This window comes from Bradyrhizobium sp. KBS0727, from assembly GCF_005937885.2.
Lineage (GTDB): Bacteria > Pseudomonadota > Alphaproteobacteria > Rhizobiales > Xanthobacteraceae > Bradyrhizobium.
The window spans coordinates 6,379,316-6,400,567 of the sequence record NZ_CP042176.1; the positions used below are offsets into that span (position 1 = coordinate 6,379,316).

Annotated in this window: 17 protein-coding genes and 1 other RNA gene; 10 read left to right on the forward strand and 8 right to left on the reverse strand. The window is 63.9% G+C overall.

The genetic code is table 11. The features are described 5' to 3' along the window. The first annotated feature begins 41 nt into the window (after nucleotides 1-41). On the forward strand, nucleotides 42-1,820 hold the full coding sequence (locus FFI89_RS29880; RefSeq protein ID WP_138831080.1) for a methyl-accepting chemotaxis protein: 1,779 nt from the start codon (nucleotides 42-44) through the stop codon (nucleotides 1,818-1,820). A 108-nt stretch (nucleotides 1,821-1,928) separates the two neighbouring features. On the opposite strand, the gene FFI89_RS29885 is transcribed toward FFI89_RS29880, so the two are convergent. After that, complete coding sequence (locus tag FFI89_RS29885; RefSeq protein WP_138831081.1) at nucleotides 1,929-3,473, reverse strand: L,D-transpeptidase; 1,545 nt, start codon at nucleotides 3,471-3,473, stop codon at nucleotides 1,929-1,931. Between the two features lie 348 nt (nucleotides 3,474-3,821). On the opposite strand from FFI89_RS29885, the gene FFI89_RS29890 reads away from it, so the two are divergent. Then, nucleotides 3,822-4,277 (forward strand): DUF3237 family protein, encoded by a 456-nt coding sequence (locus tag FFI89_RS29890; RefSeq protein ID WP_138831082.1) that lies wholly within the window; start codon nucleotides 3,822-3,824, stop codon nucleotides 4,275-4,277. Between the two features lie 6 nt (nucleotides 4,278-4,283). Next, the gene (locus FFI89_RS29895) at nucleotides 4,284-5,567 is read left to right on the forward strand and encodes an NAD(P)/FAD-dependent oxidoreductase (RefSeq protein ID WP_138831083.1); all 1,284 of its coding nucleotides are present in this window, start codon (nucleotides 4,284-4,286) and stop codon (nucleotides 5,565-5,567) included. 92 nt (nucleotides 5,568-5,659) lie between these two features. Here FFI89_RS29895 and FFI89_RS29900 read toward each other — a convergent pair whose 3' ends face one another. Further along, the gene (locus FFI89_RS29900; protein ID WP_138831084.1) at nucleotides 5,660-6,526 is read right to left on the reverse strand and encodes a pirin family protein; all 867 of its coding nucleotides are present in this window, start codon (nucleotides 6,524-6,526) and stop codon (nucleotides 5,660-5,662) included. Nucleotides 6,527-6,651: 125 nt separating this feature from the next. Between FFI89_RS29900 and FFI89_RS29905 the strand changes: the two genes are divergently transcribed. The 4 genes from FFI89_RS29905 to FFI89_RS29920 all read left to right on the forward strand — a co-directional run bounded on the left by FFI89_RS29905 (nucleotide 6,652) and on the right by FFI89_RS29920 (nucleotide 11,918). Beyond that, nucleotides 6,652-7,560 (forward strand): LysR substrate-binding domain-containing protein, encoded by a 909-nt coding sequence (locus FFI89_RS29905; RefSeq protein WP_168213196.1) that lies wholly within the window; start codon nucleotides 6,652-6,654, stop codon nucleotides 7,558-7,560. A 348-nt stretch (nucleotides 7,561-7,908) separates the two neighbouring features. Continuing rightward, nucleotides 7,909-8,373 (forward strand): (2Fe-2S)-binding protein, encoded by a 465-nt coding sequence (locus tag FFI89_RS29910; RefSeq protein WP_138831086.1) that lies wholly within the window; start codon nucleotides 7,909-7,911, stop codon nucleotides 8,371-8,373. Between the two features lie 9 nt (nucleotides 8,374-8,382). Further along, nucleotides 8,383-10,578, forward strand: a complete 2,196-nt coding sequence (locus FFI89_RS29915; protein WP_138831087.1) for a xanthine dehydrogenase family protein molybdopterin-binding subunit — start codon at nucleotides 8,383-8,385, stop codon at nucleotides 10,576-10,578. Then, nucleotides 10,575-11,918 (forward strand): cytochrome c, encoded by a 1,344-nt coding sequence (locus FFI89_RS29920; protein ID WP_138831088.1) that lies wholly within the window; start codon nucleotides 10,575-10,577, stop codon nucleotides 11,916-11,918. The genes FFI89_RS29915 and FFI89_RS29920 overlap by 4 nt, the downstream gene beginning before the upstream one ends. Before the next feature lie 12 nt (nucleotides 11,919-11,930). Here the strand turns inward: FFI89_RS29920 and FFI89_RS29925 are convergent, their stop codons facing one another. From FFI89_RS29925 to FFI89_RS29950, 6 genes are all read right to left on the reverse strand, one after another. Next, nucleotides 11,931-13,718: an adenylate/guanylate cyclase domain-containing protein gene (locus FFI89_RS29925; RefSeq protein WP_138831089.1), complete on the reverse strand. Its 1,788-nt coding sequence runs from the start codon at nucleotides 13,716-13,718 to the stop codon at nucleotides 11,931-11,933. A gap of 75 nt (nucleotides 13,719-13,793) precedes the next feature. Further along, a complete protein-coding gene (locus tag FFI89_RS29930) occupies nucleotides 13,794-14,618 on the reverse strand; it encodes a TIGR00282 family metallophosphoesterase (RefSeq protein ID WP_138831090.1) in 825 nt (274 codons plus the stop codon). A 3-nt stretch (nucleotides 14,619-14,621) separates the two neighbouring features. Further along, nucleotides 14,622-15,197, reverse strand: coding sequence for a 5-formyltetrahydrofolate cyclo-ligase (locus tag FFI89_RS29935; protein ID WP_138831091.1), 576 nt, complete (start codon nucleotides 15,195-15,197; stop codon nucleotides 14,622-14,624). A 171-nt stretch (nucleotides 15,198-15,368) separates the two neighbouring features. Next, nucleotides 15,369-15,529, reverse strand: a non-coding RNA gene (gene ssrS, locus FFI89_RS29940) — 6S RNA. A 112-nt stretch (nucleotides 15,530-15,641) separates the two neighbouring features. Further along, a complete protein-coding gene (locus FFI89_RS29945) occupies nucleotides 15,642-16,025 on the reverse strand; it encodes a cell division protein ZapA (RefSeq protein ID WP_138831092.1) in 384 nt (127 codons plus the stop codon). Further along, the gene (locus tag FFI89_RS29950) at nucleotides 16,022-16,342 is read right to left on the reverse strand and encodes a DUF4164 domain-containing protein (RefSeq protein ID WP_138831093.1); all 321 of its coding nucleotides are present in this window, start codon (nucleotides 16,340-16,342) and stop codon (nucleotides 16,022-16,024) included. The genes FFI89_RS29945 and FFI89_RS29950 overlap by 4 nt, the downstream gene beginning before the upstream one ends. Before the next feature lie 375 nt (nucleotides 16,343-16,717). On the opposite strand from FFI89_RS29950, the gene tkt reads away from it, so the two are divergent. The 3 genes from tkt to pgk all read left to right on the forward strand — a co-directional run bounded on the left by tkt (nucleotide 16,718) and on the right by pgk (nucleotide 21,184). Beyond that, nucleotides 16,718-18,703: a transketolase gene (gene tkt / locus FFI89_RS29955; RefSeq protein ID WP_138831094.1), complete on the forward strand. Its 1,986-nt coding sequence runs from the start codon at nucleotides 16,718-16,720 to the stop codon at nucleotides 18,701-18,703. A 152-nt stretch (nucleotides 18,704-18,855) separates the two neighbouring features. Beyond that, a complete protein-coding gene (gap, locus tag FFI89_RS29960) occupies nucleotides 18,856-19,863 on the forward strand; it encodes a type I glyceraldehyde-3-phosphate dehydrogenase (RefSeq protein WP_138831095.1) in 1,008 nt (335 codons plus the stop codon). A gap of 124 nt (nucleotides 19,864-19,987) precedes the next feature. Further along, on the forward strand, nucleotides 19,988-21,184 hold the full coding sequence (gene pgk / locus FFI89_RS29965) for a phosphoglycerate kinase (RefSeq protein WP_138831096.1): 1,197 nt from the start codon (nucleotides 19,988-19,990) through the stop codon (nucleotides 21,182-21,184). Nucleotides 21,185-21,252: the final 68 nt, after the last annotated feature.

Below are 21,252 nucleotides of genomic sequence, written 5' to 3' on the forward strand. Positions count from 1 at the left end.
TGAGAGGATGTCCCACCCATTCTCAACTTTTGAGAGCCCCCATGGCGTTCGGTTTATTTGGAAAGCGCGAGCCGAAAGCGGCCGCGCCGGCCGTCGAACCCAAGGGGTCGACGACGGGTTCTGCAATGGTTGCAGCCATCGCACCAGCGGCCGAGGCCGTCAGCACCGAAAACGATTCGGCCAGGGAAATCCTTGAACTGCTGGAGCTCGAACTCGGCGGCATGATCCGCCAGCTCGAACGCGCGGCCCATTCGGTCGCCGGCGGGGCCGAGGCCACGGCCGCGACCCTTTCCACCATCCGTCAACGCACCGACGCGCTGACCGGCCACACCAGCGCCGCGCAAACCACGGCGACGACGTTTTCGCGGGTCGCCGACAAGTTCACCCAGTCGGCCCAGGGCATCGGTTCGCAGGTGCGCGACGCCGGCAAGCTCGCCGACCAGGCCAGCGCCGCCGCCCGCGAAGCCAGCGCCAATGTGGATCGCCTGCGGGAATCCTCGGCGGCGATCGGCAACGTCGTCAACCTGATCGCACAGATCGCACGGCAAACCACGCTGCTGGCGCTCAACTCCACCATCGAGGCCGCGCGCGCCGGCGAGGCCGGCCGCGGTTTCGCCGTCGTCGCCACCGAAGTGAAGGCGCTCGCGGTGCAGACCCAGAACGCCACCGAGGAAATCACCAAGAAGATCGAGGCGTTGCAGCGCGACGCCACCGGCTCGGCCGACGCCGTGCACCGCATCTCGCAGGCGATCGAGGCGATCCGCCCGGTGTTCGAAACCGTCAATGGCGCGGTGGCCGAGCAGAGCCAGACCACCGGCGAGATGTCCGACAACGCCGCCTCCACCTCGCGCTTCATCGTTTCGGTCGGCGACAGCGCGAGCGAGATCGACAGCGTCACCAAGGAAGCCGAGGCGCATGGCCAAAGCGTCGCCAAGGCAGGCCAGGCCGTCACGATGTTCGCGCAGAAGCTCAAATCGCGCTGCGCCGTGCTGTTGCGCCGGAACGAGAACACGGACCGCAAGCGCGAAAAGCTGCCCTGCAGCCTCCAGATCGAAATGACGACCTCGCGCGGCCTCGTCACCGCCCCGGTCTACGAAATCTCGCACGAAGGCATCCTGATCAGCGGACCGGATGCCGAACGGCTGGCGTCAAACGAAATCCTGGCCGTCACCCTGCAGAACGTCGGCGTCTGCAGAATCCGCATCGGCGAGCGCAGCAACGCCGGCGTGCTGGCGCAGTTCGAGCGGCCGGATGCCGCATTGAAGGAGGCGATCGAAGACGCCTTGTGGTCGATCCACGACGAGAACACCGAGTTCGTCACGCGCGCCATGGAGGCCGGCGTTGCGCTGACCAAAATATTCGAGAACGGCGTGGCCAGCGGCGCGATCTCGATCGAGGACATGTTCGATACCAACTATGTCGAAATCCCGGGCACCAATCCGGTTCAATACCGCACCAAGGTACTGGACTGGGCCGACCGTGTGCTGCCGGCGTTCCAGGAAGCCTTCCTGGCCAAGGATCCGCGCATGGCGTTCAGCGCGATGATCGATCGCAACGGCTATCTGCCGGTCCACAACAAGATCTATTCCCATCCGCAGCGGCCGGGCGATGTCACCTGGAACACCGCCAACAGCCGCAACCGGCGCATCTTCAACGATGCGGCGGGCCTGGCCGCAGGCCGCAACCAGCGCGCCTATCTGATTCAGAGCTATGCCCGCGACATGGGCAACGGCAAGACCGTCATGATGCGCGAGATCGACGTTCCGATCCGCGTCAAAGGCCGCCACTGGGGCGGTTTCCGCACCGCATACAGACTGTGACCCCGACTTCAACCGAGGCCATGCCGTGATGCCGACCAGCGATCGGTTGGTCGATCAACTCGCCAACCGCCGATCCACATCACGTGCGCGGCCGCGCGCCGCGTTTTACTACCAGCCCGGTTGCCACCGACGATAGTACGGTTGCGGTGGCATCTGACGATATTGGCCGCCGCGCGGGCGCGGATTTGCCATTTGGGGCTCCTGATTGAAGAAGCCAAAGCCGAAGCCGTCGTCGCTCTCAGCCAGGACATCGACCGTCGGCTGGCGCGTCACGAAGCCGCCCTGCGGCTGGTTGTTCAGCACCGCGACGAACTCGGTGCGATAGTTGGTCTCGCGGCTCAGCGGCTCGTCCGAGATGACGATCGAGGATCGCGGCAATGCGGTCGGCGCGATGCGATCGAGCACCTCCTGCGGGATCGTGACGCGGTCGAGCGCGTCCCTGGCGTTGTCCCCATTGTCGATCGTGACCACAGACCAGCGCAGACCCGTGTCGTTGCGCGCCATCGCCGTGAACACGTGGGTGCCGATCGGCCTTTCGGGATTACGGATGGTGACCGGAACCTCGATGGTCGCATCGAACACCTCGCCGCCGCCGTCCGGCGCCGGCTTATGTGTGTTGCGCCGTACGTAAAGCTTCTGCGTTGCGCGGCTGATGAAGATCGACGCCGGCTCAAGCGCGAGCTTGGCGTCGCTCGCCGCCTTGGCGGTATCGATCTTCTTCGCTTGGGCCGGCTTGACCGCTTCCTTTGCGGCGGCGGCGGCGTCGAGCTTCGATTTCGCGTCGGCCTTGGCGGTGTCGAGCTGGGTCGCAAGGTCCGTGGCCTTGGCGGCGGCCTTCTGCTTGAGAGTCTCGGCACGTGCCTTGGCCTCGTCCGTCCTGGCGGCGGCGAGCACTTTGTCGGCATAGGCGAGCTCGGCGTCGGCGCGCCTCTTGAGCCCCTCCAGCTTGCGCAGCGACGCCGTCAGCGTGGCTGTCTCACGCGTCGCGGTCGCGGCGGCTTTCTTCGCCTCGTCGGCCGCCTTGGCAGCCTCGGCCGCCTCGCGGGAGAGCACCTCGGCTTTGGCCGGCGCGGCCGCGATGGCCTCCCGATTCGGCACGAACAGCGAGGGATGCGAGAACTCGACCGGCTCGGCATTATCGGGCGAGATGATCACCCGCATCCCGATCCGCGTCTTGTCGAACAGTTTTTCGGCGAAGCCAAAGGGCATCCGCACGCAGCCGTGCGAGGCCGCATATCCGGGCAGCGGCCCGCCGTGCAGCGCGACGCCGTTCCAGGTGATGCGCTGCATGTTCGGCATCCAGGCATCGTCATAGAGGGTCGAATGGTGGTCCTTGTCCTTCTCGATGAGGGCGAACACGCCGGCCGGCGTCTCGCGTCCCGTAGTGCCGGTCGAGACCGGCGCGCGCAGGATCCAGCCGTCGGCGTCGTAGAAGGTCACCTGCTGGCTCTTGATCGACACGATCGCCATGATCGGCTCGCCGGCCTCGCGCGGCGCGGTCGCCTCGGTGGCGGCTGCGGGGCGCGGCTGTCTCGCCGCGGCGCCGGCGGTCAGCGCCGTCAGTGCGGCGATCACCGCGAGCGTCGCAATGGCGGGAGGACCCCAACGCCGCGCCGCCACGGTGGATCGCGCCGTCGTCAATCGATTTACCATGCCATGCCCCGGTTGAAGTGCCTGTCCGCGCGTGCGTCGACCATCGTGTCAGATCGCGATTTTTTGGATCACTAGCACCACCGTCCGCGCCGCCAGTTCGCTTCCGGGAACTATCGGCACGTCGCGGTGATAATTCTCTCATATAGGACAGCCCGCGCTGGAGGAAGGCGGCTCGCGGCTGAAATTGGCACGCTGCGTTCCGGATTTTTCCGAAAAGCCAAAGCAACGAAGGAGCATGCACTAAAAATGCAGTTCCCGCTTCGAGCGTATGGGCGTAGGCGAGTTAAACCGAAAGGCCTACAATCCGTTTCGCAGCACATGGCGGATACCAGTCAGCGGGAGGCTTCCATGCCGGAGATCGACACCAGGTTTCTGTTTACGCTCGTTCTCGAAATTCAAGTATCCAGTCTCGGCGATACTCCCTACGGCCGGCGGCGCATGTTTCATTTTGATGGCGGCAGCTTCGACGGGCCGAAGCTTAAGGGCAGGGTGTTGCCGGGCGGCGGGGGTTGGTCGCTGATCCGCCGCGACGACGTGATGGAGGTGGACGCGCGGTTGATCCTCGAGACCGACGACCACCATCAGATCTGCGCGACCTGGAAGGGACTTCGCCATGGTCCGAAAGAGGTTATGGATCGCCTATATCAAGGCAAGATGGTCGACCCGGGAGCCTACTATTTCCGCACCACGCCTTACTTCGAGACGAGTTCAGAAAAGTACAGTTGGATGAACGGCATCTGCTCGGTCGCCCGCGGCTCGCTTTCTGCGAATGCACGCACGCTGGATGTTTTTCAGGTGTTGTAGTCCCACATGCCGGGCGGCCATTGGAACGATGCTTATTCCTTTGTCCGGCTGCATCAGCCATCTGCGTTCTATGGCGTGGGATCACGTCAACTCGGCAGCAACCGCATCGACGTATCCAGTCTCAATCGGGGTTACTATGATCTGGCCTCCGGCCCGGAGATCGTCAGCTATTTCGACAGGCTGATGCAAGAACGTTTTCTGCCTTCGGGTCGTGTCCAGTATTTTCCGAAGTGTGACCATCTGGGAGACGGACGATTCGTTTCCCTTCTCTCGGGCGCAATCCAGCAGGTCGCGTTTAGCAAGAGACTCGTGCACGCTACGTTCCTGAACACCCAGGTGCCCTCGACGCACACCCCCTCCTTTGGAGTCGCCGAAGGCGTCAAACTCGTAACGCCGAACCTGCTGCCGGCTGCCGCGCCCGGACGCCAACGCTACGTTATCCTGGGCGGCGGCAAAACAGCGATGGATGTCGGCATCTGGCTGCTACAGATGGGCGCCCCGCCGGAAAATATCCGATGGGTCGTGCCACGAGATTCCTGGCTGATAAATCGCGACACGACACAACCCGGCGATGCTTTTTTCGCGCGCACCGTCGACGGTATGGCTCATCAGTTGGAGGGAGCGGCCGAAGCTACCTCGGTGGCGGATTTCTTCGAGCGTTTGGAACGGCGAGGCCAGATGTTGCGCGTCGATCGGACTGTGCTGCCGACGGTGTTTCGCGGCGCCACGCTCTCGATCCTCGAGGTGGAAGCGCTGCGCACTATCAAGGACATAGTGCGCAAAGGACGTGTCAGGCGGATCGAGCGCGATGCGATCGTCCTAGAGAAAGGCGCAGTCGATGCTGCGCCGGACGACCTCTATGTGGATTGTACCGCGAAGGCATTCAGCAGACGCCCTCCCGTTCCGGTCTTCGATGGGAATCAGATCACGCTTCAGATGTTGCGCACCGGGCGTCTCAGTTTCAGCGCGGCCTTCATCGCACATGTAGAAGCGGTCTATGACGATGACGCGATCAAGAACGACATATGTGCGCCGATTTCGACACCAGAGGTCGCTGCGGATCGGCTTAGGGATATGCTCTCGGATTTGCGAAATGGACAGCGATGGGAGGCCGAAAAAGCGCTGGCTCCGTGGATCGCCGAGCACAGGCTATCGGGCGCCGGATTCCCGGATACCGGCGCGGCGTCGGGTCCCGAAGGGATACGCATTCTTGAGCGTCTCCGCGAAGCCCGTCCGCGGGCAGCAGCAAACCTGGCCCAGCTTGTCGCCGAACTCGATCGACCCATTTAGGCCCGGGAGACGGACGTCGCCGGCATGAACGCGCCCTCACGTCGGGCGCGTTCGTTGCTGGCTTGATGATGCGGGAAATCAGCGGTGTCGGGTCAGGCGGGAATGTCTCCAAACTTTCCGCCCTGGAAGTCGACCATCGCCTGCCTGATCTGGTCGGTCGTGTTCATGACGAATGGGCCGTGCATGACAACCGGCTCGTCAATCGGATCGCCGCTGAGGATCAGAAGCGACGCATCGCTGCTGGCTTCCAGCTTGATCTCGCCACCCTTGCGATCGAGCAAGACGAATTGCGCTTCGCGGGCGCTGGTGTCGCCGTTGACCTGCACCGAGCCCTTCAGCACGACCACCGCGACGGTGCGGCCTTCCGGCAGGGTGAACGCGGCCGTGCTGTCCCGCTTGAGCCGCACATCCCAGACGTCCATTGGTGTGAACGTGTGGGCGGGGCCACGCTTGCCGTCATACGCACCGGCGATGACCCGCAACGTGCCGGCGCCGTTCGGCAGCGCGACCGACGGAATGTCACGGTTGAGCAGCGTCTGATAGCCCGGCTCGGCATTCTTGTCCTTTGCCGGCAGATTGACCCAGAGCTGAACCATCTCGAGCGGTCCGCCTTTGCGGGTGAACGCCTCGGAATGGAATTCCTTGTGCAGGATGCCGCCCGCGGCCGTCATCCACTGGACGTCGCCCGGACCGATCACGCCACCCTTGCCGGTGGAGTCCCGGTGCTCGACCTCGCCCTGGTAGACGATCGTCACGGTCTCGAAGCCGCGATGCGGATGTGTCCCCACGCCACGCGGCTTGTCTGTCGGCGTAAAATCCGCCGGGCCGGCATAGTCGAGCAGCAGGAAGGGACTGACATGCTCGCCGTGACTGGCATGCGAGAACAGCGAGCGGACGGGAAAGCCGTCGCCGACCCAATGGCCGCGCGGGGCGCTGTAGATACCAAGTATCTTTCTCATGATGTTTCTCCTTTTCGCCGCGCCTTGCGGCGTGCTTGCGCTGCGAAGAACATACGATCAGGACAAAGCTGGCAGTAGACGCCGATTTTGCGCTACAATGTCCTGAAAATAGGACAATGAGATCCATGCAAGACCTCAACGACCTGCGCCTGTTCGCCGAGGTGGTGGAGCAGAACGGCTTTGCCGCCGCCGCCCGCAAACTCGGCATGCCGCGATCCCGGCTAAGCCGGCGGATCGGCCTTCTGGAACAACGCCTAGGCGTGCGGCTGGTCCACCGTTCGACCCGACGCTTTGCCGTCACCGAGATCGGTCGCGCATATTACCAGCATTGCGTGGCGATGATGGTCGAGGCCGAGGCCGCCCAGGAGGTCATCGATCGGATGCGCGCCGAACCGCAGGGCGTGGTGCGTGTGAGTTGCCCGTCCTCGATGATCTATTTTCAGGTCGGCGAGATGATCGCCCGCTTCATGGAGCAGTGCCCGAAGGTCGAGGTCCTGCTGGAGAGCACCAACCGCCGGGTTGACGTGATCCGCGAGGGATTCGACCTCGCCATACGCGTCCGCTTTCCGCCGTTGGAGGACAGCGACCTCGTCATCCGCAAACTGGCCGACAGTCCGCAGCGCCTGGTCGCAAGTCCATCGCTGGTGCAGACATTCGCGCGGCCACTCGTCCCGACCGACCTTGCAACGCTGCCCAGTCTCGCATGGGATCCCGCCAAGCTGGAGCATGAATGGCGTCTCGACGGTCCCGGGGGCGCGGTGTCGACCATCCGCCACAAGCCACGTTTCGTCACCGAGGACATGGTGGCACTTCGGCTCGCCGCGTTGCGCGGCGTCGGTGTCTGCCAGTTTCCAAGCTTCGTCGTCGAGGAGGATTTCCGGAAAGGACGGTTGATCGATCTGCTGCCCGACTGGGCGCCGAAGCCCGGCATCATTCATGCAGCATTTCCATCCCGACGAGGCTTGCTGCCTTCGGTGCGGACGCTGCTGGATTTCCTGGCAAGGGAATATGCCGACGTCGAGCGACCGGATTGAGTCCGTTATGCGCAGGAAAGCCGGCGTCCGCCTCCGCCGCCGGTTTTACGGGTTCACGTCCTAATCCGGCAGACCCGATTTCCATCTGCCCGACAGGCGTGCAATTGCCGGGCAGGTGAGCATGAAAAGATGACATCCATCATCTCAATTCGCCCAAAACCGGCGCATTCGTACCAGACAACACGACGGCGTGATGACTCATGGTCTGCTTGGACTCATGCTCTGTTGGGCCGGCAGATCAGCATTGCGAAAATTTCTTTCGTTCATAATTCGTCTCAGGGCGATATAATCGATCAACGATTTCGCCAACGTGTCCGCTGCCCGCGGCCGTTTATTCTGGGGGTGCATATGGCAACGACGCTGACCATTAATGGCGAACCAAAATCTTTCGACGCGCCGCCTGATATGCCGTTGCTCTGGGTACTCCGTGACATTCTCGGTATGACCGGAACGAAATTCGGCTGCGGCATCGCGCAATGCGGCGCCTGCACGGTGCATATCGACGGCAAGGCGGTGCGTTCCTGCGTGCTGCCAGTCGGCGCGGTCCGCGACCGCAACGTGACCACCATCGAGGGCGTCGGCGCGTCGCCCGCGGGGGCCAAGGTGCAGAAAGCCTGGCTCGACCTCGAAGTGATCCAGTGCGGCTATTGCCAGCCCGGCCAGATCATGTCGGCGGCGGCGCTGCTCGCCTCGACGCCCAACCCTGACGATTCCGACATCGACGCCGCGATGGCCGGAAACATCTGCCGCTGTGGCACCTATGTGCGCATTCGCGAGGCCATCAAGCAGGCCGCGACCGGACGTCAGTCATAGGAGCGCGCCATGACATCGATCGAGAGGATTTCACCGCTGAAGATTTCGGACGGCGTGTCACGCCGTGCACTGCTGAGCGGCGGATTGGCCGGCGGCTTCCTGCTCGCCTTCCACCTGCCGCTGCGCGCCGCTGTCAACGAGCCGAACCAGCCGCCTGATGTAACCGACGGCAAATTCGCCCCCAACGCGTTCATCCGCATCGATGCGGAAGGCGTGACAACGCTGGTAATGCCGCAAGTCGAGATGGGACAGGGAATCTACACTGCCATTTCGATGATTCTGGCGGAAGAACTCGACGCCGAGTGGTCGAAAGTGACGCTGCAGCATGCACCGGCCAACGAGAAGCTTTACGGCAATCCGGTCTTCATCATTCAGGCAACTGGCGGCTCGACGTCTGTCCGGGCGTTCTGGAAACCGCTGCGCGAAGCCGGCGCCACCGCGCGCGCCATGCTGGTGCAGGCCGCGGCTGCGCAATGGCAGGTCGATCCGGCGAGTTGCACCGCATCGAAGGGGGAAGTGACACACAAGGAGAGCGGCCGGACGCTGTCCTATGGCGCGCTGGCGCAAGCCGCCAGCAGCCAGACCGCGCCCAAGGATATACAGCCCAAGGATCCGAAGAATTTTGTCTATATCGGCCAGTCGCTAAAGCGGCTCGACACGCCGGACAAGGTCAACGGCAAGGCCGTCTACGGCATCGACGCGATGCTGCCGGACATGAAGTTCGCAACGCTGGCGCAATGTCCGGTATTCGGCGGCAAGGTCGGCAAGGTCGACGACAGCGCGGCCAAAAAGATTCCGGGCGTGCAGAAGATCGTGGTGCTCGACGATCTCGTTGCCGTGGTCGGCGATCACATGTGGGCGGCCAAGAAGGGCCTCGAGGCATTGAAGATCGAGTGGAGCGAGGGGCCCAACGCCAGGCTCAATTCGAAGGCGGTCTGGGATGACCTGCGCGCCGCCAGCGAAAAGGACGGCGTGGTCGCAAAGTCCACCGGCGATATCGCCAAGGGCCTCGCGGCTGGCGAAAAATTCGAAGCGTCGTTCGAATTGCCGTTCCTTGCCCATGCGACGATGGAGCCGTTGAACGCCACGGTTCATTGCAAGCCCGATTCCTGCGAAGTCTGGACCGGGACGCAAATCATGGCGCGCGTGCAGTCGGAGGCCGCGAAGGCGGCCGGGCTGCCGGTCGAAAAAGTGACTGTCAACCAGCATCTGCTGGGCGGCGGCTTCGGCCGCAAACTCGAGCCCGACATGGTGGTCGCGGCCGTTCGCATCGCCAAGCAGGTCGACGGGCCGGTGAAGGTAGTGTGGACCCGCGAGGAAGACATCCAGCACGACATCTATCGCCCGGTCTATCGCGACACGATCTCGGCAAGCCTGTCCGGCGGCAAGATCGTCGGCTGGAAATACAAGATTGCGGGCGCCGCGATCATTGCGCGCTGGCTGCCGCCGGCGTTCCAGAAAGGCATCGACATCGACGCCATCGATAGCGCCGTCGACGTGCCCTACGACATTCCGAATTTCCACGTCGAATATGTGCGGGCCGAACCGCCGGGGGTGCCGACTGGCTTCTGGCGCGGGGTCGGCCCCAACAACAATGTGTTTGCCGCCGAATGCTTCATGGACGAACTGGCGCGCAAGGCGGGCAAAGACCCGGTTGAATTTCGTCGCGGGATGCTGGCCAACCAGCCGCGGTTCCTGTCGGTGCTCAACCTCGCCGCGGAAAAAGCCAATTGGGGCCAGCCGCTGCCGCCGCGCGTCGGGCGCGGTGTGTGTCTGCAACCATCGTTCGGAAGTTTCATTGCTACCGTGGTGGAAGCGGAGGTCGACGAACAGGGCGAGATCAAGCTGCGCCGCGTCACCTCGGTGGTGGATACCGGTATCGCCGTCAATCCGGACACCATCATGGCCCAGGTCGAGGGCGGACTGATCTTCGGCCTCACCGCCGCGCTCTATGGCGAGATCACCATCGACAAGGGACGGGTCCAGCAATCCAACTTCCACGACTACCGGATGCTGCGGATCGATCAGGCGCCCAAAATAGAGGTTCATGTCGTCAAGAGTGGCGAAATGCCCGGCGGGATCGGCGAAACCGGCACCACGGCGGGACCGCCCGCCTTGCGCAATGCGATCTATGCCGCGACCGGCGTCGCGCTTCGCAGGTTGCCGATCGATCGTTCCCTGATAGCTGCGGGGAAAAAAGCATGAGCCCGCACACGCGTCGTCTCCTGACCAGCATTGCCGGCATCGTGGTGGCGGTGGGCATCGTCGCCGTCTGGGTCATCCGCGGCCCCGATCCGATGGCGTTCGCCGGCGGCCCGCGGGTCGAACTGAAAGATTACAAGGACGCCAATCCGACCGGCGTTCCCAAAGCGCTCGCGCAGGCGAGCCTCGTGGAGCGCGGCGAATATCTGGCGAAAGCAGCCGACTGCATGGTCTGCCACACCACCCAGGGCGGCAAGGAATATTCCGGCGGCCTCGGCTTCAAGCTGCCGTTCGGCACGCTCTATTCGACCAACATCACGCCGGACAAGGAAACCGGGATCGGCAATTACAGCGACAAGGATTTCCTCAACGCGGTTCAGCGCGGCATCCGGCACGACGGCGCGCGGCTTTATCCGGCGATGCCGTATACGTCCTACACGTATATCAGCGATGCCGATGCACTGGCGATCAAGGCCTATCTGTTCAGCCTGGCACCAGTGCGCGCGATGCCGCCCGTCAACACGCTGGCGTTTCCGTTCAACCAGCGCTGGGCGATGATGTTCTGGTCCGCGGTGTTCAATCCAGACACGCGATATGAGCCGGATACCTCGAAGAGCCCGGAATGGAACAGGGGTGCCTATCTCGCCGAAGCACTTACCCACTGCGGCGAATGCCACACCCCGCGCAATCTTGCGTTCGCGCTCAACAACCGCAAGAAATTCGCCGGTGCAGTCACCGCGGGCTGGCGCGCCTTCAACATCTCCTCGGACAAGGCCACCGGCGTCGGCGGCTGGCGTGACGACGACCTGATTTCCTATCTCTCGGTCGGACATGCCGCAGGCCACGGCACCGCGTCGGGACCGATGGGCGAAGCGGTCGATCACAGTTTTAGCCAGATGGCGCCGGAAGACATCCGCGCCATCGTGGCCTATCTGCGCAGCGTGCCGGCGGTCGCTTCCAGCGATCTGCCCGCAACCCTGGCGCCGCCGGCATCGGCGTCGCACAAGGACGGCTCGCAGGAGGCCCGCGGCAAAATGGTATTCCAGGGCGCCTGCGTCAGTTGCCATAGCTGGACCGGCGAAAGCGTGCTCTCGCCGATGGCGACGCTGACCGGCGCGTGGGCGGTCAACGATCCCGGCGCCACCAACGTGGCGCAGATCGTGATCTCCGGGACCAGGCGCCACACGCCCGAAGGCGCGCTCTCGATGCCGGCGTTCGGCAACGCCTATTCCGACGACGAGATCGCCGCCGTTGCCAATTACGTCACCGCGCGTTTCGGCAGCAAGGGCTCGAAGCTGACGGCGCAGGATGTGGCTGAGTTAAGGAAGCAGACGGCGGAATAGTCGACGGGTGAGCTAATCCGGCAGACCCGCGTCGCGCAGCGCGGCGGCGATCTCTTCGCGCCGGTGGGCGCGGCGGACCGGATAGGCCTCGGTCACATGCGAGGTGCGGAAGCCCGGCTGAATCTTCAAGAGCCGGCCGACCGCCTTCTGCGTCTCGCCGGGACGTCCGGCGCGCACGGCATTGATGATGAAGGCCCCCAGCGAGTGCGCGTTGACATTGAACTGGATGGATTTCAGCGCCGCGGCGCAACCCTCTTCGTAGCGCCCCAGCGAGAAGAATGCGTGTGACGTTCCGTTCCAGGCGCTGATGCGCAAGGGATCCAGCGGGCTCAACCGGATCATGCGTTCGAAGCTCTCGATCGCGCGCTCGGTCTCATCGCACATCAGCGCGACCCAGCCGCGCGAAAACCAGACGATGGCCAGGTTTGGATTGAGACCGACCGCCTGTTCGATCATGGAAACGCCAAGGTCGTATTCGTGGGCGAGATAGGCCATGACGTGACCGGACGTCGCCAACACGAACGCGTCCTCGTCGGCGAGTCGGGCTGCCAGCCGCGCATGCCGGATGGCTTCGGTGCGCTGCGCGACATCGAGCGGCAGGCCGTTGATGGCCTGTCGCGCCATCCACATCCAGCCCACCATGGCATGGGCCGCCGCATGCGCCGGATCGTGCTCGATCGCCTTTTCGAAAAACGCCTGCGCATCCGTCAGCGACGACCACTGGTGCAGCAACGCCGCACCGCGCAGATAGAAATCGTAGCTGTCGAGCTTCTCCGTCGGCTTGCGCCGCGCCCGCTCGATCTCGGCCTGCTCCAGGCGGGGGGCAATCAATCCGACCACGCTGGTCGCGACCTGGTCCTGCAAGCCGAACACATCCGCGAGGTCGCCGTCGAACCGGTCGGCCCAGATATGATTGCCGGTCGCCGCCTCGATCAGCTGACCGCTGATGCGAACCTTCTGGCCGACCTTGCGAACGCTGCCCTCGAGAACATAGCGCACGCCGAGTTCACGCCCGACCTGCTTGATGTCGACGGCCCTGCCCTTGTAGGCAAAGCTCGAATTGCGCGCGATCACGAACAGCGACTTGAACCGCGACAGCGCGGTAATGATCTCCTCGACCATGCCGTCGGCGAAATATTCCTGCTCGCGATCGCCGCTCATGTTGTCGAACGGCAGCACCGCGATCGACGGCTTGTCGGGCAGCGGCGGAAGCTGGCAGGGCGGCGATTCCAGAATTCTGGCAACATCCGGAGCGGCGTTTCGCGACGGCGCCGACGCAGGCTCGCCGCCAACCCGCACCTGCCAGACGCGCATCGGCTCGGCGATGTTCTTCAGCGCTTGCGAACCGAGGTCGCCGAAGTCGATATCGACCTTGCCGCGGATCTGCCGGTGCGCGTCATCGGAAATGCAGATGCCGCCGGGTTCGGCCATCCCTTCGAGGCGCGCGGCGATGTTGACGCCGTCGCCGAAAATATCGTTGTCGTCGATGATGATGTCGCCGACGTGAATGCCGATGCGGAATTCGATTCTGAGGTCACGGGGCACGGTGGCATTCTGCGCCGCCATGCCGCGCTGGACCTCGACCGCGCAACGCGCCGCGTCGACGGCACTGGCGAACTCGACCAGCATCCCGTCGCCGGAGGTCTTGACGATGCGGCCGCGATGATCGGCGATGACCGGATCGACCAGTGTCGCCCGTGTGCTCTTCAGGGCCGCCAGCGTCCGCTCTTCGTCGTTGCCCATCAAACGGCTGTAGCCGGCGACATCCGCCGCCACCACCGCCGCCAACCGACGCTCCACGTGCTTGATCGCCAAAGGGTTCCCGGGGTCGAGCTGCACTCCCGGTCACATCAAAGCACGACAAACTGTCGCAGGCTAGCTCTGCCAAAATCCAGGTTGTGCCGGCTCCAGCCTGCCGCCGGCCCGCACCGGCGCGATCCGCAGCGCCAGCCCGGTCGCATCGTCGGTTTCGACCGCGACCCCGGAGAGGGTGGCGACACCGAAAGCCGGTTCGAACCGGCCCGAAGGGATGCCGGTCGTGAAACGATGCAGCGGCTCATCCTTCTGCATGCCGATGATCGAGTCATAGTCGCCGGTCATGCCGGCGTCGCTCATATAGGCGGTGCCGCCGGGCAGCACCTGGTGATCGGCGGTCGGGACATGGGTATGGGTTCCGACCACGAGACTGGCGCGGCCGTCGCAGAAGAAGCCCATGCCCTGTTTCTCGCTGGTCGCCTCGCCGTGGAAATCCACCACGATGGCGTCGGCGGCATCGCGCAGCGGACAGGCATCGAGCTCGCGCCCGACCGCGTTGAAAGGATCGTTCAGAGGCTCCATGAAAACGCGACCCATGGCGTTGATGACCAGCGCGCGCTTGCCGTTCTTGGTGTCGATCAAGGCGGAGCCGCGGCCGGGCGTGTGGCGCGGAAAATTCAACGGCCGGATCAGGCGCGGCGCACGCTCGATGAAGACCAGCGCTTCCTTCTGATTCCAGGCGTGGTTGCCGAGCGTGATCGCGTCGGCGCCGGCATCGATGAACTCCTGGTAGATCGACTCGGTGATCCCGAAGCCGCCGGCGGAATTCTCGCCATTGATGATCACGAGATCGAGCGACCAATCCTTGACCATGCCCGGGAGATGTTCGGATATTGCGGTGCGGCCGGTCTTGCCGACGACGTCACCGATAAAGAGAATTCGCAAAGTTCAGCTCCGGAAATCGAACACTTTCTTTTCCGTTAGCACATAATCCAGCGCTACGTCGTGCGGCTGGGCCGGAACCGCTTTTATTTCCTGCACCGAAAACGCAGTCCCGATGGCGATGATGGCCTTCGCTTTGCGCAGATGCTCCAGCGTAAAGTCGTAGTGCCCGGCGCCATAGCCGATGCGGTGACCCTGACGGTCGAACGCCGCGAGCGGCATCAGCATGATATCGGGGATAACCTCGGCCGCTGCCGGCGACGGCTCGGGAATGCCGAGCGGCCCGAGCATCAGCCGGTCGTCGGGCGACCACGCCCGAAACGCCAGCGACTTGCCGCGCGCCATCACCGCCGGCAGCGCCAGCCGCACGCCCTGCGCGGCCAGCTTTCGCATCAACGGCACCGGATCGATCTCGCTGCGGATCGGCGAATATCCGGAAACAATCATCCCCGGTGCGATCTCGAACGGCGGCTTGTGTTTGGCCATCGCCTCCGCCGCAGCGGCGCGCTGCTTGTCGCTCAACGCCTCGCGCTTGGCGAGCGCCGCGGCGCGGAGATCCGATTTCGAAAGGGTTGCCGTCATGCAGTATCCTTCCGGCTGTCATCCCCCGCTCTGTGCGCAACGGCGCACAGGAGTGCGCAACGGCGCACGGCAGCGGGTGACCCAGTATTCCAGAGACTTCAGTGATTCAACCGAGACGCCGCGGCGGAGATGCGCGGGGCAGAACAGAAATCGTACTCAACAAAATCAAAGTGCGAAGCCGCGATCGCCGTTGAAGCACTCGATCCCGGAGTTCCCTACGAAAGTAGGTGGGCACCATATGACCGGATCCACGGACCCGGCCAGGGACAGTTCCCTAAAGGATCGATAAGGCCCCGGGGATATATGGCTCCTGACGCACGACGCAGCTTCGCCTGACCAATGTAGGCATTATGGGCTGCCTCCGCCAGCGGTAACGGAAGCCTGTACACGAGCGCGCTTAACGAGCTTGCGATTCTTACCCTGCCCTGGAGGGTAAGAAAGACGTCACCCGATCGCGACACCGCCGCCGATGGTGCGGTTCAGCACCTGCGTGGTCTTTTCGATTCGGTCGGCCGCGGCATTGAGCGCGTTGGCGACGGCGATCTGCGTGGTCCGGGCACGGTCGGTGGCCGCGACGCGGACGCTGCGCAGGTTCTCGAGTTCTTCCTCCAGCGCCCGCATGCGCTGGTTGGCGTCGAGCAGTTCGTCGCACACCGTCAGCGCCGCCATCACCGTGAGGCGCGCATCGCCGATCTCGCCGAACTTGCCGCGCAGCTCTTCGACACGGGATTCCAGGCTTTCGGCGAGCTTGAGCAGCCGCACCTCCTGCCCTTCCTCGCAGGCCATGCGGTACTGTCGGCCGTTGATGGTGACGTTGATGTGACTCATGAACTCTCCTCGGCATCCAGCACCGCACGGATGGTGCCGATCGCGGCATCCAGCCGCTCGGCGATCTCGCGATTGGTGCGCTCCAGCCGCCGCGTCTTCACCAGCGAGCCGTCGAGTTCGTCGGCGAGCCGCGACCGGTCGGTGCCGAGCGCCTGAATCCGGCTCGCCAATTCGTTCTCGTCACGATCGGCATCGCGCCGCCGTTCGGCCGCGGCCTCCAGGGCGTCAAGCGCCACCATCAGCCGCCGCGTGGCGGCGTCGATGTCGGCAAAGACCGGCTCGGCATGGCCGGGCCCGTTGGCGGGACGATCGCTCATCAGAGACAGCACGCACCTTCGATCGGCCAGCCGCACAGCAAAATCGGCGGTGCGGCAAGCGGTTAGACGGTGAAATTTACGTGGCAAGCGAGGCCAGCGCAACGCCGGCGCGAAGCTATGCACCGCTAGATCGGGATGACTGGTCATCCCGATCTAGTCTTTTGTTGGGGCATGATCTTTTCGGAAAACCGGAATCCACTTTTCCGGATCATGCCTCGGGCAACTTTTCGCACCGGAAGCGCGTTTCCTTGCCTTGGACTCGGGGGATTGAGGTGCTATCCAGCCTGACGTTCTGTTGCCACAGTGCACAATATCGCTGCAATTCGCCGGCGGGCGAATCCCCACCAACCTCCTCATTTCAAGCGGATTTTCATCATGACGCAGGTCGATCATTCCCGTATGGCCAATGCGATCCGTGGCCTTGCCATGGATGCCGTCGAGAAGGCGAAATCGGGCCATCCGGGTCTGCCGATGGGCGCCGCTGACGTCGCCACCGTGCTGTTTACACAGTTCCTCAAATTCGACGCCGCCGAGCCGAACTGGCCGGACCGTGACCGATTCGTCTTGTCGGCCGGGCACGGCTCGATGCTGCTCTATGCCTTGCTCTACCTGACCGGCAACAAGGACATGACGCTCGACCAGATCAAGCATTTCCGCCAGCTCGGCTCGCTGACGCCGGGTCATCCCGAGAACTTCCACACCAAGGGCATCGAGACCACCACCGGCCCGCTCGGCCAGGGCATCGCGACCGCGGTCGGCATGGCGCTGGCGGAGAAGATGCTGGCCGCCGAGTTCGGCAAGAAGGTGGTCGGCCACCACACCTATGTGCTCGCCTCCGACGGCGACCTGATGGAAGGCGTGTCGCAGGAAGCGATCGCGATGGCCGGGCACTGGAAGCTCAACAAGATGATCGTGCTGTACGACGACAACGGCATTTCGATCGACGGCCCGACCTCGATTGCCGACTCGGTCGACCAGGTGAAGCGATTCAAGTCCGCCGGCTGGGCCGCCGAACTGATCGACGGGCATGATCAAAAGGCGATTGCGGCCGCGATCACCCGCGCGCAGAAATCCAGCAAGCCGTCGCTGATCGCCTGCAAGACCACGATCGGCTTCGGCGCGCCGACCCGGGCCGGCACCGCGAAAGCCCATGGCGAAGCGCTCGGCGCTGAGGAACTCAAGGGCGCCAAGGAAAAGCTCGGCATTTCGCTGGAGCCGTTCTCGGTGCCCGAGGATGTGTTGAAAGCCTGGCGTGAAGCCGGCTCGCGCGGCGCCGCCGAGCGCAAGGCCTGGGAAGGCCGCTTTGCTGAATTGGGCAACCGCAAGCGCGCCGAATTCGAGCGGCGGCTGCGCCATGAGCGGCCGGCTTCGCTGGCAAAGGCACTGAAGGCGCACAAGAAGGGGCTGCTCGAGACGCCCCAGAATGTCGCCACCCGCAAATCATCGGAATCCGCGATCGAGGTGATCGCCGGCACGATGCCGATGGAATTCCTCGCCGGCTCCGCCGACCTCACCGGCTCCAACAACAACAAGGCGAAGTCGGCGACGGCGTTTTCCGCCAAGACGCCGAAGGGCCGTTTCATCCATTACGGCATCCGCGAGCACGGCATGGCCGCGGCCATGAACGGCATCTTCCTGCACGGCGGCTTTGCGCCGAACGGCGCGACCTTCCTGGTGTTCACCGATTATGCGCGGCCGGCGATGCGGCTCGCGGCCCTGATGGGCACCGGCGTCGTCTATGTCATGACGCACGATTCGATCGGGCTCGGCGAAGACGGTCCGACGCATCAGCCGGTCGAACACCTGGCCGCGCTGCGCGCGATGCCCAACATGCGCGTGTTCCGGCCCTGCGACGCCGTCGAAGTCACGGAGTGCTGGGAGCTGGCGCTCAATCGTATCGACGGCCCGACCGTGCTGGCGCTGACCCGCCAGAACCTGCCGCAGCTGCGCACCTCCGCGCCCGCGGACAATCCCTGCAGCCACGGCGCCTACGAACTGGTCGCGGCGCAAGGCGAAGCCAAGGTCTCGCTGTTCGCTTCCGGCTCCGAGGTCGAGATCGCGGTGGCCGCCCAGAAGCAGTTGGCGGAACGCGGCATCGCGTCGCGGGTGGTATCGGTACCCTCGCTCGAGTTGCTGCTGGCACAGCCGGCGGACCGCCAGAAGGCCATCATCGGCAATGCGCCGGTGAAAATCGCCATCGAGGCCGCGGTGCGCTGGGGCTGGGATGCCGTGATCGGCCAGGATGGCGAGTTCATCGGCATGCACGGCTTCGGCGCCAGCGCGCCGGCCAAGGACCTTTACAAGCACTTCGGAATTACCGCTGAGGCTGCAGTTAACGCGGCCCTGAAACGCTTGGGTTGAGGTTGAGATTACAGGGAAAAAGGTCTACCAAAGTTCCCATCTTGACCGTTCTCGCCCGGCAGAACCGGGCGATCCGCCGTAAGCCCCTCGTGGAAAGTCTCCTTTTGGAAACTGTCTGCGGGGACGGCGCCAGCTATTAAGGGAGAAAAAGCATGGCAATTCGGGTCGCGATCAATGGATTTGGCCGCATCGGCCGCAACATCTTGCGAGCCATCGCGGAATCCGGCCGCAGGGATATCGAAGTGGTAGGGATCAACGATCTCGGCCCGGTCGAGACCAACGCCCATCTGTTGCGCTTCGACTCCGTGCATGGCCGTTTTCCCGGTACCGTGACCGTCGACGGCGACTCGATCAACGTCGGCAACGGCAAGATCAAGGTTTCCGCCGAGCGCGATCCGTCGAAGCTGCCGTGGAAGGAACTCGGCGTCGATATCGCGATGGAATGCACCGGCATCTTCAGCGCCAAGGCCAAGGCAACGGCCCATCTGACCGCCGGCGCCAAGCGCGTGCTGGTTTCGGCGCCCTCCGACGGAGCCGACGCGACCATCGTCTACGGCGTCAACCACGACAAGCTGACCAAGGAACACCTGGTCGTTTCCAACGGTTCCTGCACCACCAATTGCCTGGCCCCGATCGCCAAGGTGCTGAACGACACCGTCGGCATCGAGACCGGCTTCATGACCACGATCCACGCCTATACCGGCGACCAGCCGACGCTCGACACCCTGCATAGCGATCTCTATCGCGGCCGGGCTGCTGCGCTGTCGATGATCCCGACCTCCACCGGTGCGGCCAAGGCGATCGGCCTGGTGCTGCCGGAGCTTCTGGGCAAGCTCGACGGCGTCGCGATCCGGGTGCCGACGCCGAACGTCTCCGTGGTCGACCTCAAGATCGTCGCCAAGCGCGCGACCGATGTGAAGGAAATCAACGAGGCAATGAAGCGCGCCTCGGAGCAGGAACTCAAGGGCATCCTCGGCTACACCACCGCGCCGAACGTCTCGATCGACTTCAACCACGATCCCCACTCGTCCACGTTCCACGTGGACCAGACCAAGGTGCAGAACGGCACGCTGGTGCGGGTGATGTCCTGGTACGACAACGAATGGGGTTTCTCCAACCGCATGGGCGATACCGCCGTGGCGATGGGGAAGCTGCTGTAACTTCATCGCTCATGGTTCGAGACGCGCGCGAAGAGCGCGCTCCTCACCATGAGGGACAGACCTCATCCTGAGGAGCCGAGCGCAGCGAGGCGTCTCGAAGGATGGGCCACGTGCGAGACTCGCTATGACAAAATCATTCCGCACCCTCGATGACGTTGACGTAAAGGGCAAGCGCGTGCTGCTGCGCGTCGACCTCAACGTGCCCATGGAAAACGGCCGTGTCAGCGATGCGACGCGGCTCGAACGCGTCGCGCCGACCATCATCGAGATTTCCGGCAAGGGCGGCAAAGTCATCCTGCTCGCGCATTTCGGCCGGCCGAAGGGGCGCGACGCCAAGGATTCGCTGAAGCCCGTCGCCGCCGCGCTTTCCGAGGTGATCAAGAAGCCGGTCGCCTTTGCCGACGACTGCATCGGCGAGCCCGCGGCCAAGGCCGTGGCCGCGATGAAGGATGGCGACATCCTGTGCCTGGAAAACACCCGTTTCCATAAAGAGGAAGAAAAGAACGATCCGGCTTTCGTGACCGAGTTGGCAAAACTCGGTGACATCTGGGTCAACGATGCGTTCTCGGCGGCGCACCGCGCCCACGCCTCGACCGAAGGCCTCGGCCACAAGCTGCCGGCCTATGCCGGCCGCACCATGCAGGCCGAACTCGACGCGTTGGCTAAGGCGCTGGAAGCGCCGACCAAGCCGGTGATCGCAATCATCGGCGGCGCCAAGGTCTCGACCAAGATCGACCTTCTGGAAAACCTCGTCAGCAAGGTCGACGCGCTGGTGATCGGCGGCGGCATGGCCAATACCTTCCTGCACGCCCAGGGCGTCGGCGTCGGCAAGTCGCTGGCGGAAAAGGACCTCGCCGCGACCGCGCTGCGGATCATGGAAAAGGCGGAAGCCGCCAACTGCGCCATCATCCTGCCCGTCGACGCCGTGGTCGCCTATCATTTCGCAGCCAATTCACCGTCCCATGCCTATGGGCTGGACGCGATCCCCGCCGACGGCATGATCCTCGACGTCGGCCCGCAATCGATCGCGCGGATTCATGCCGCCATCGACGACGCCGCGACGCTGGTCTGGAACGGCCCGCTCGGGGCCTTCGAGATGACGCCGTTCGACCGCGGCACCATGGTGTCGGCCAGGCATGCGGCGGAGCGGACCAAAGCCAAGAAGCTGGTTTCGGTCGCCGGCGGCGGCGACACCGTCGCGGCTCTGAACCAGGCCGGCGTTGCCCATGATTTCAGCTATGTTTCGACCGCCGGCGGCGCGTTTCTTGAATGGATGGAGGGGAAACCTCTGCCCGGTGTCGAAGTTCTAAAACTGCGCTAAGACTTTTGTTTTGACGCGTTTTCTTCACGCGAACCGGTACCCACTTCGCTTGAAAACGCTATAAATAT

What these genes read in the sequence shown, in the direction of transcription:
- FFI89_RS29880 (WP_138831080.1), top strand. Translation starts at nt 42, where the DNA reads ATGGCGTTCGGTTTATTTGGAAAGCGCGAGCCGAAAGCGGCCGCGCCG.
- FFI89_RS29885 (WP_138831081.1), bottom strand. Translation starts at nt 3,473, where the DNA reads ATGGTAAATCGATTGACGACGGCGCGATCCACCGTGGCGGCGCGGCGT.
- FFI89_RS29890 (WP_138831082.1), top strand. Translation starts at nt 3,822, where the DNA reads ATGCCGGAGATCGACACCAGGTTTCTGTTTACGCTCGTTCTCGAAATT.
- FFI89_RS29895 (WP_138831083.1), top strand. Translation starts at nt 4,284, where the DNA reads ATGCCGGGCGGCCATTGGAACGATGCTTATTCCTTTGTCCGGCTGCAT.
- FFI89_RS29900 (WP_138831084.1), bottom strand. Translation starts at nt 6,526, where the DNA reads ATGAGAAAGATACTTGGTATCTACAGCGCCCCGCGCGGCCATTGGGTC.
- FFI89_RS29905 (WP_168213196.1), top strand. Translation starts at nt 6,652, where the DNA reads ATGCAAGACCTCAACGACCTGCGCCTGTTCGCCGAGGTGGTGGAGCAG.
- FFI89_RS29910 (WP_138831086.1), top strand. Translation starts at nt 7,909, where the DNA reads ATGGCAACGACGCTGACCATTAATGGCGAACCAAAATCTTTCGACGCG.
- FFI89_RS29915 (WP_138831087.1), top strand. Translation starts at nt 8,383, where the DNA reads ATGACATCGATCGAGAGGATTTCACCGCTGAAGATTTCGGACGGCGTG.
- FFI89_RS29920 (WP_138831088.1), top strand. Translation starts at nt 10,575, where the DNA reads ATGAGCCCGCACACGCGTCGTCTCCTGACCAGCATTGCCGGCATCGTG.
- FFI89_RS29935 (WP_138831091.1), bottom strand. Translation starts at nt 15,197, where the DNA reads ATGACGGCAACCCTTTCGAAATCGGATCTCCGCGCCGCGGCGCTCGCC.
- FFI89_RS29945 (WP_138831092.1), bottom strand. Translation starts at nt 16,025, where the DNA reads ATGAGTCACATCAACGTCACCATCAACGGCCGACAGTACCGCATGGCC.
- FFI89_RS29950 (WP_138831093.1), bottom strand. Translation starts at nt 16,342, where the DNA reads ATGAGCGATCGTCCCGCCAACGGGCCCGGCCATGCCGAGCCGGTCTTT.
- tkt (WP_138831094.1), top strand. Translation starts at nt 16,718, where the DNA reads ATGACGCAGGTCGATCATTCCCGTATGGCCAATGCGATCCGTGGCCTT.
- gap (WP_138831095.1), top strand. Translation starts at nt 18,856, where the DNA reads ATGGCAATTCGGGTCGCGATCAATGGATTTGGCCGCATCGGCCGCAAC.
- pgk (WP_138831096.1), top strand. Translation starts at nt 19,988, where the DNA reads ATGACAAAATCATTCCGCACCCTCGATGACGTTGACGTAAAGGGCAAG.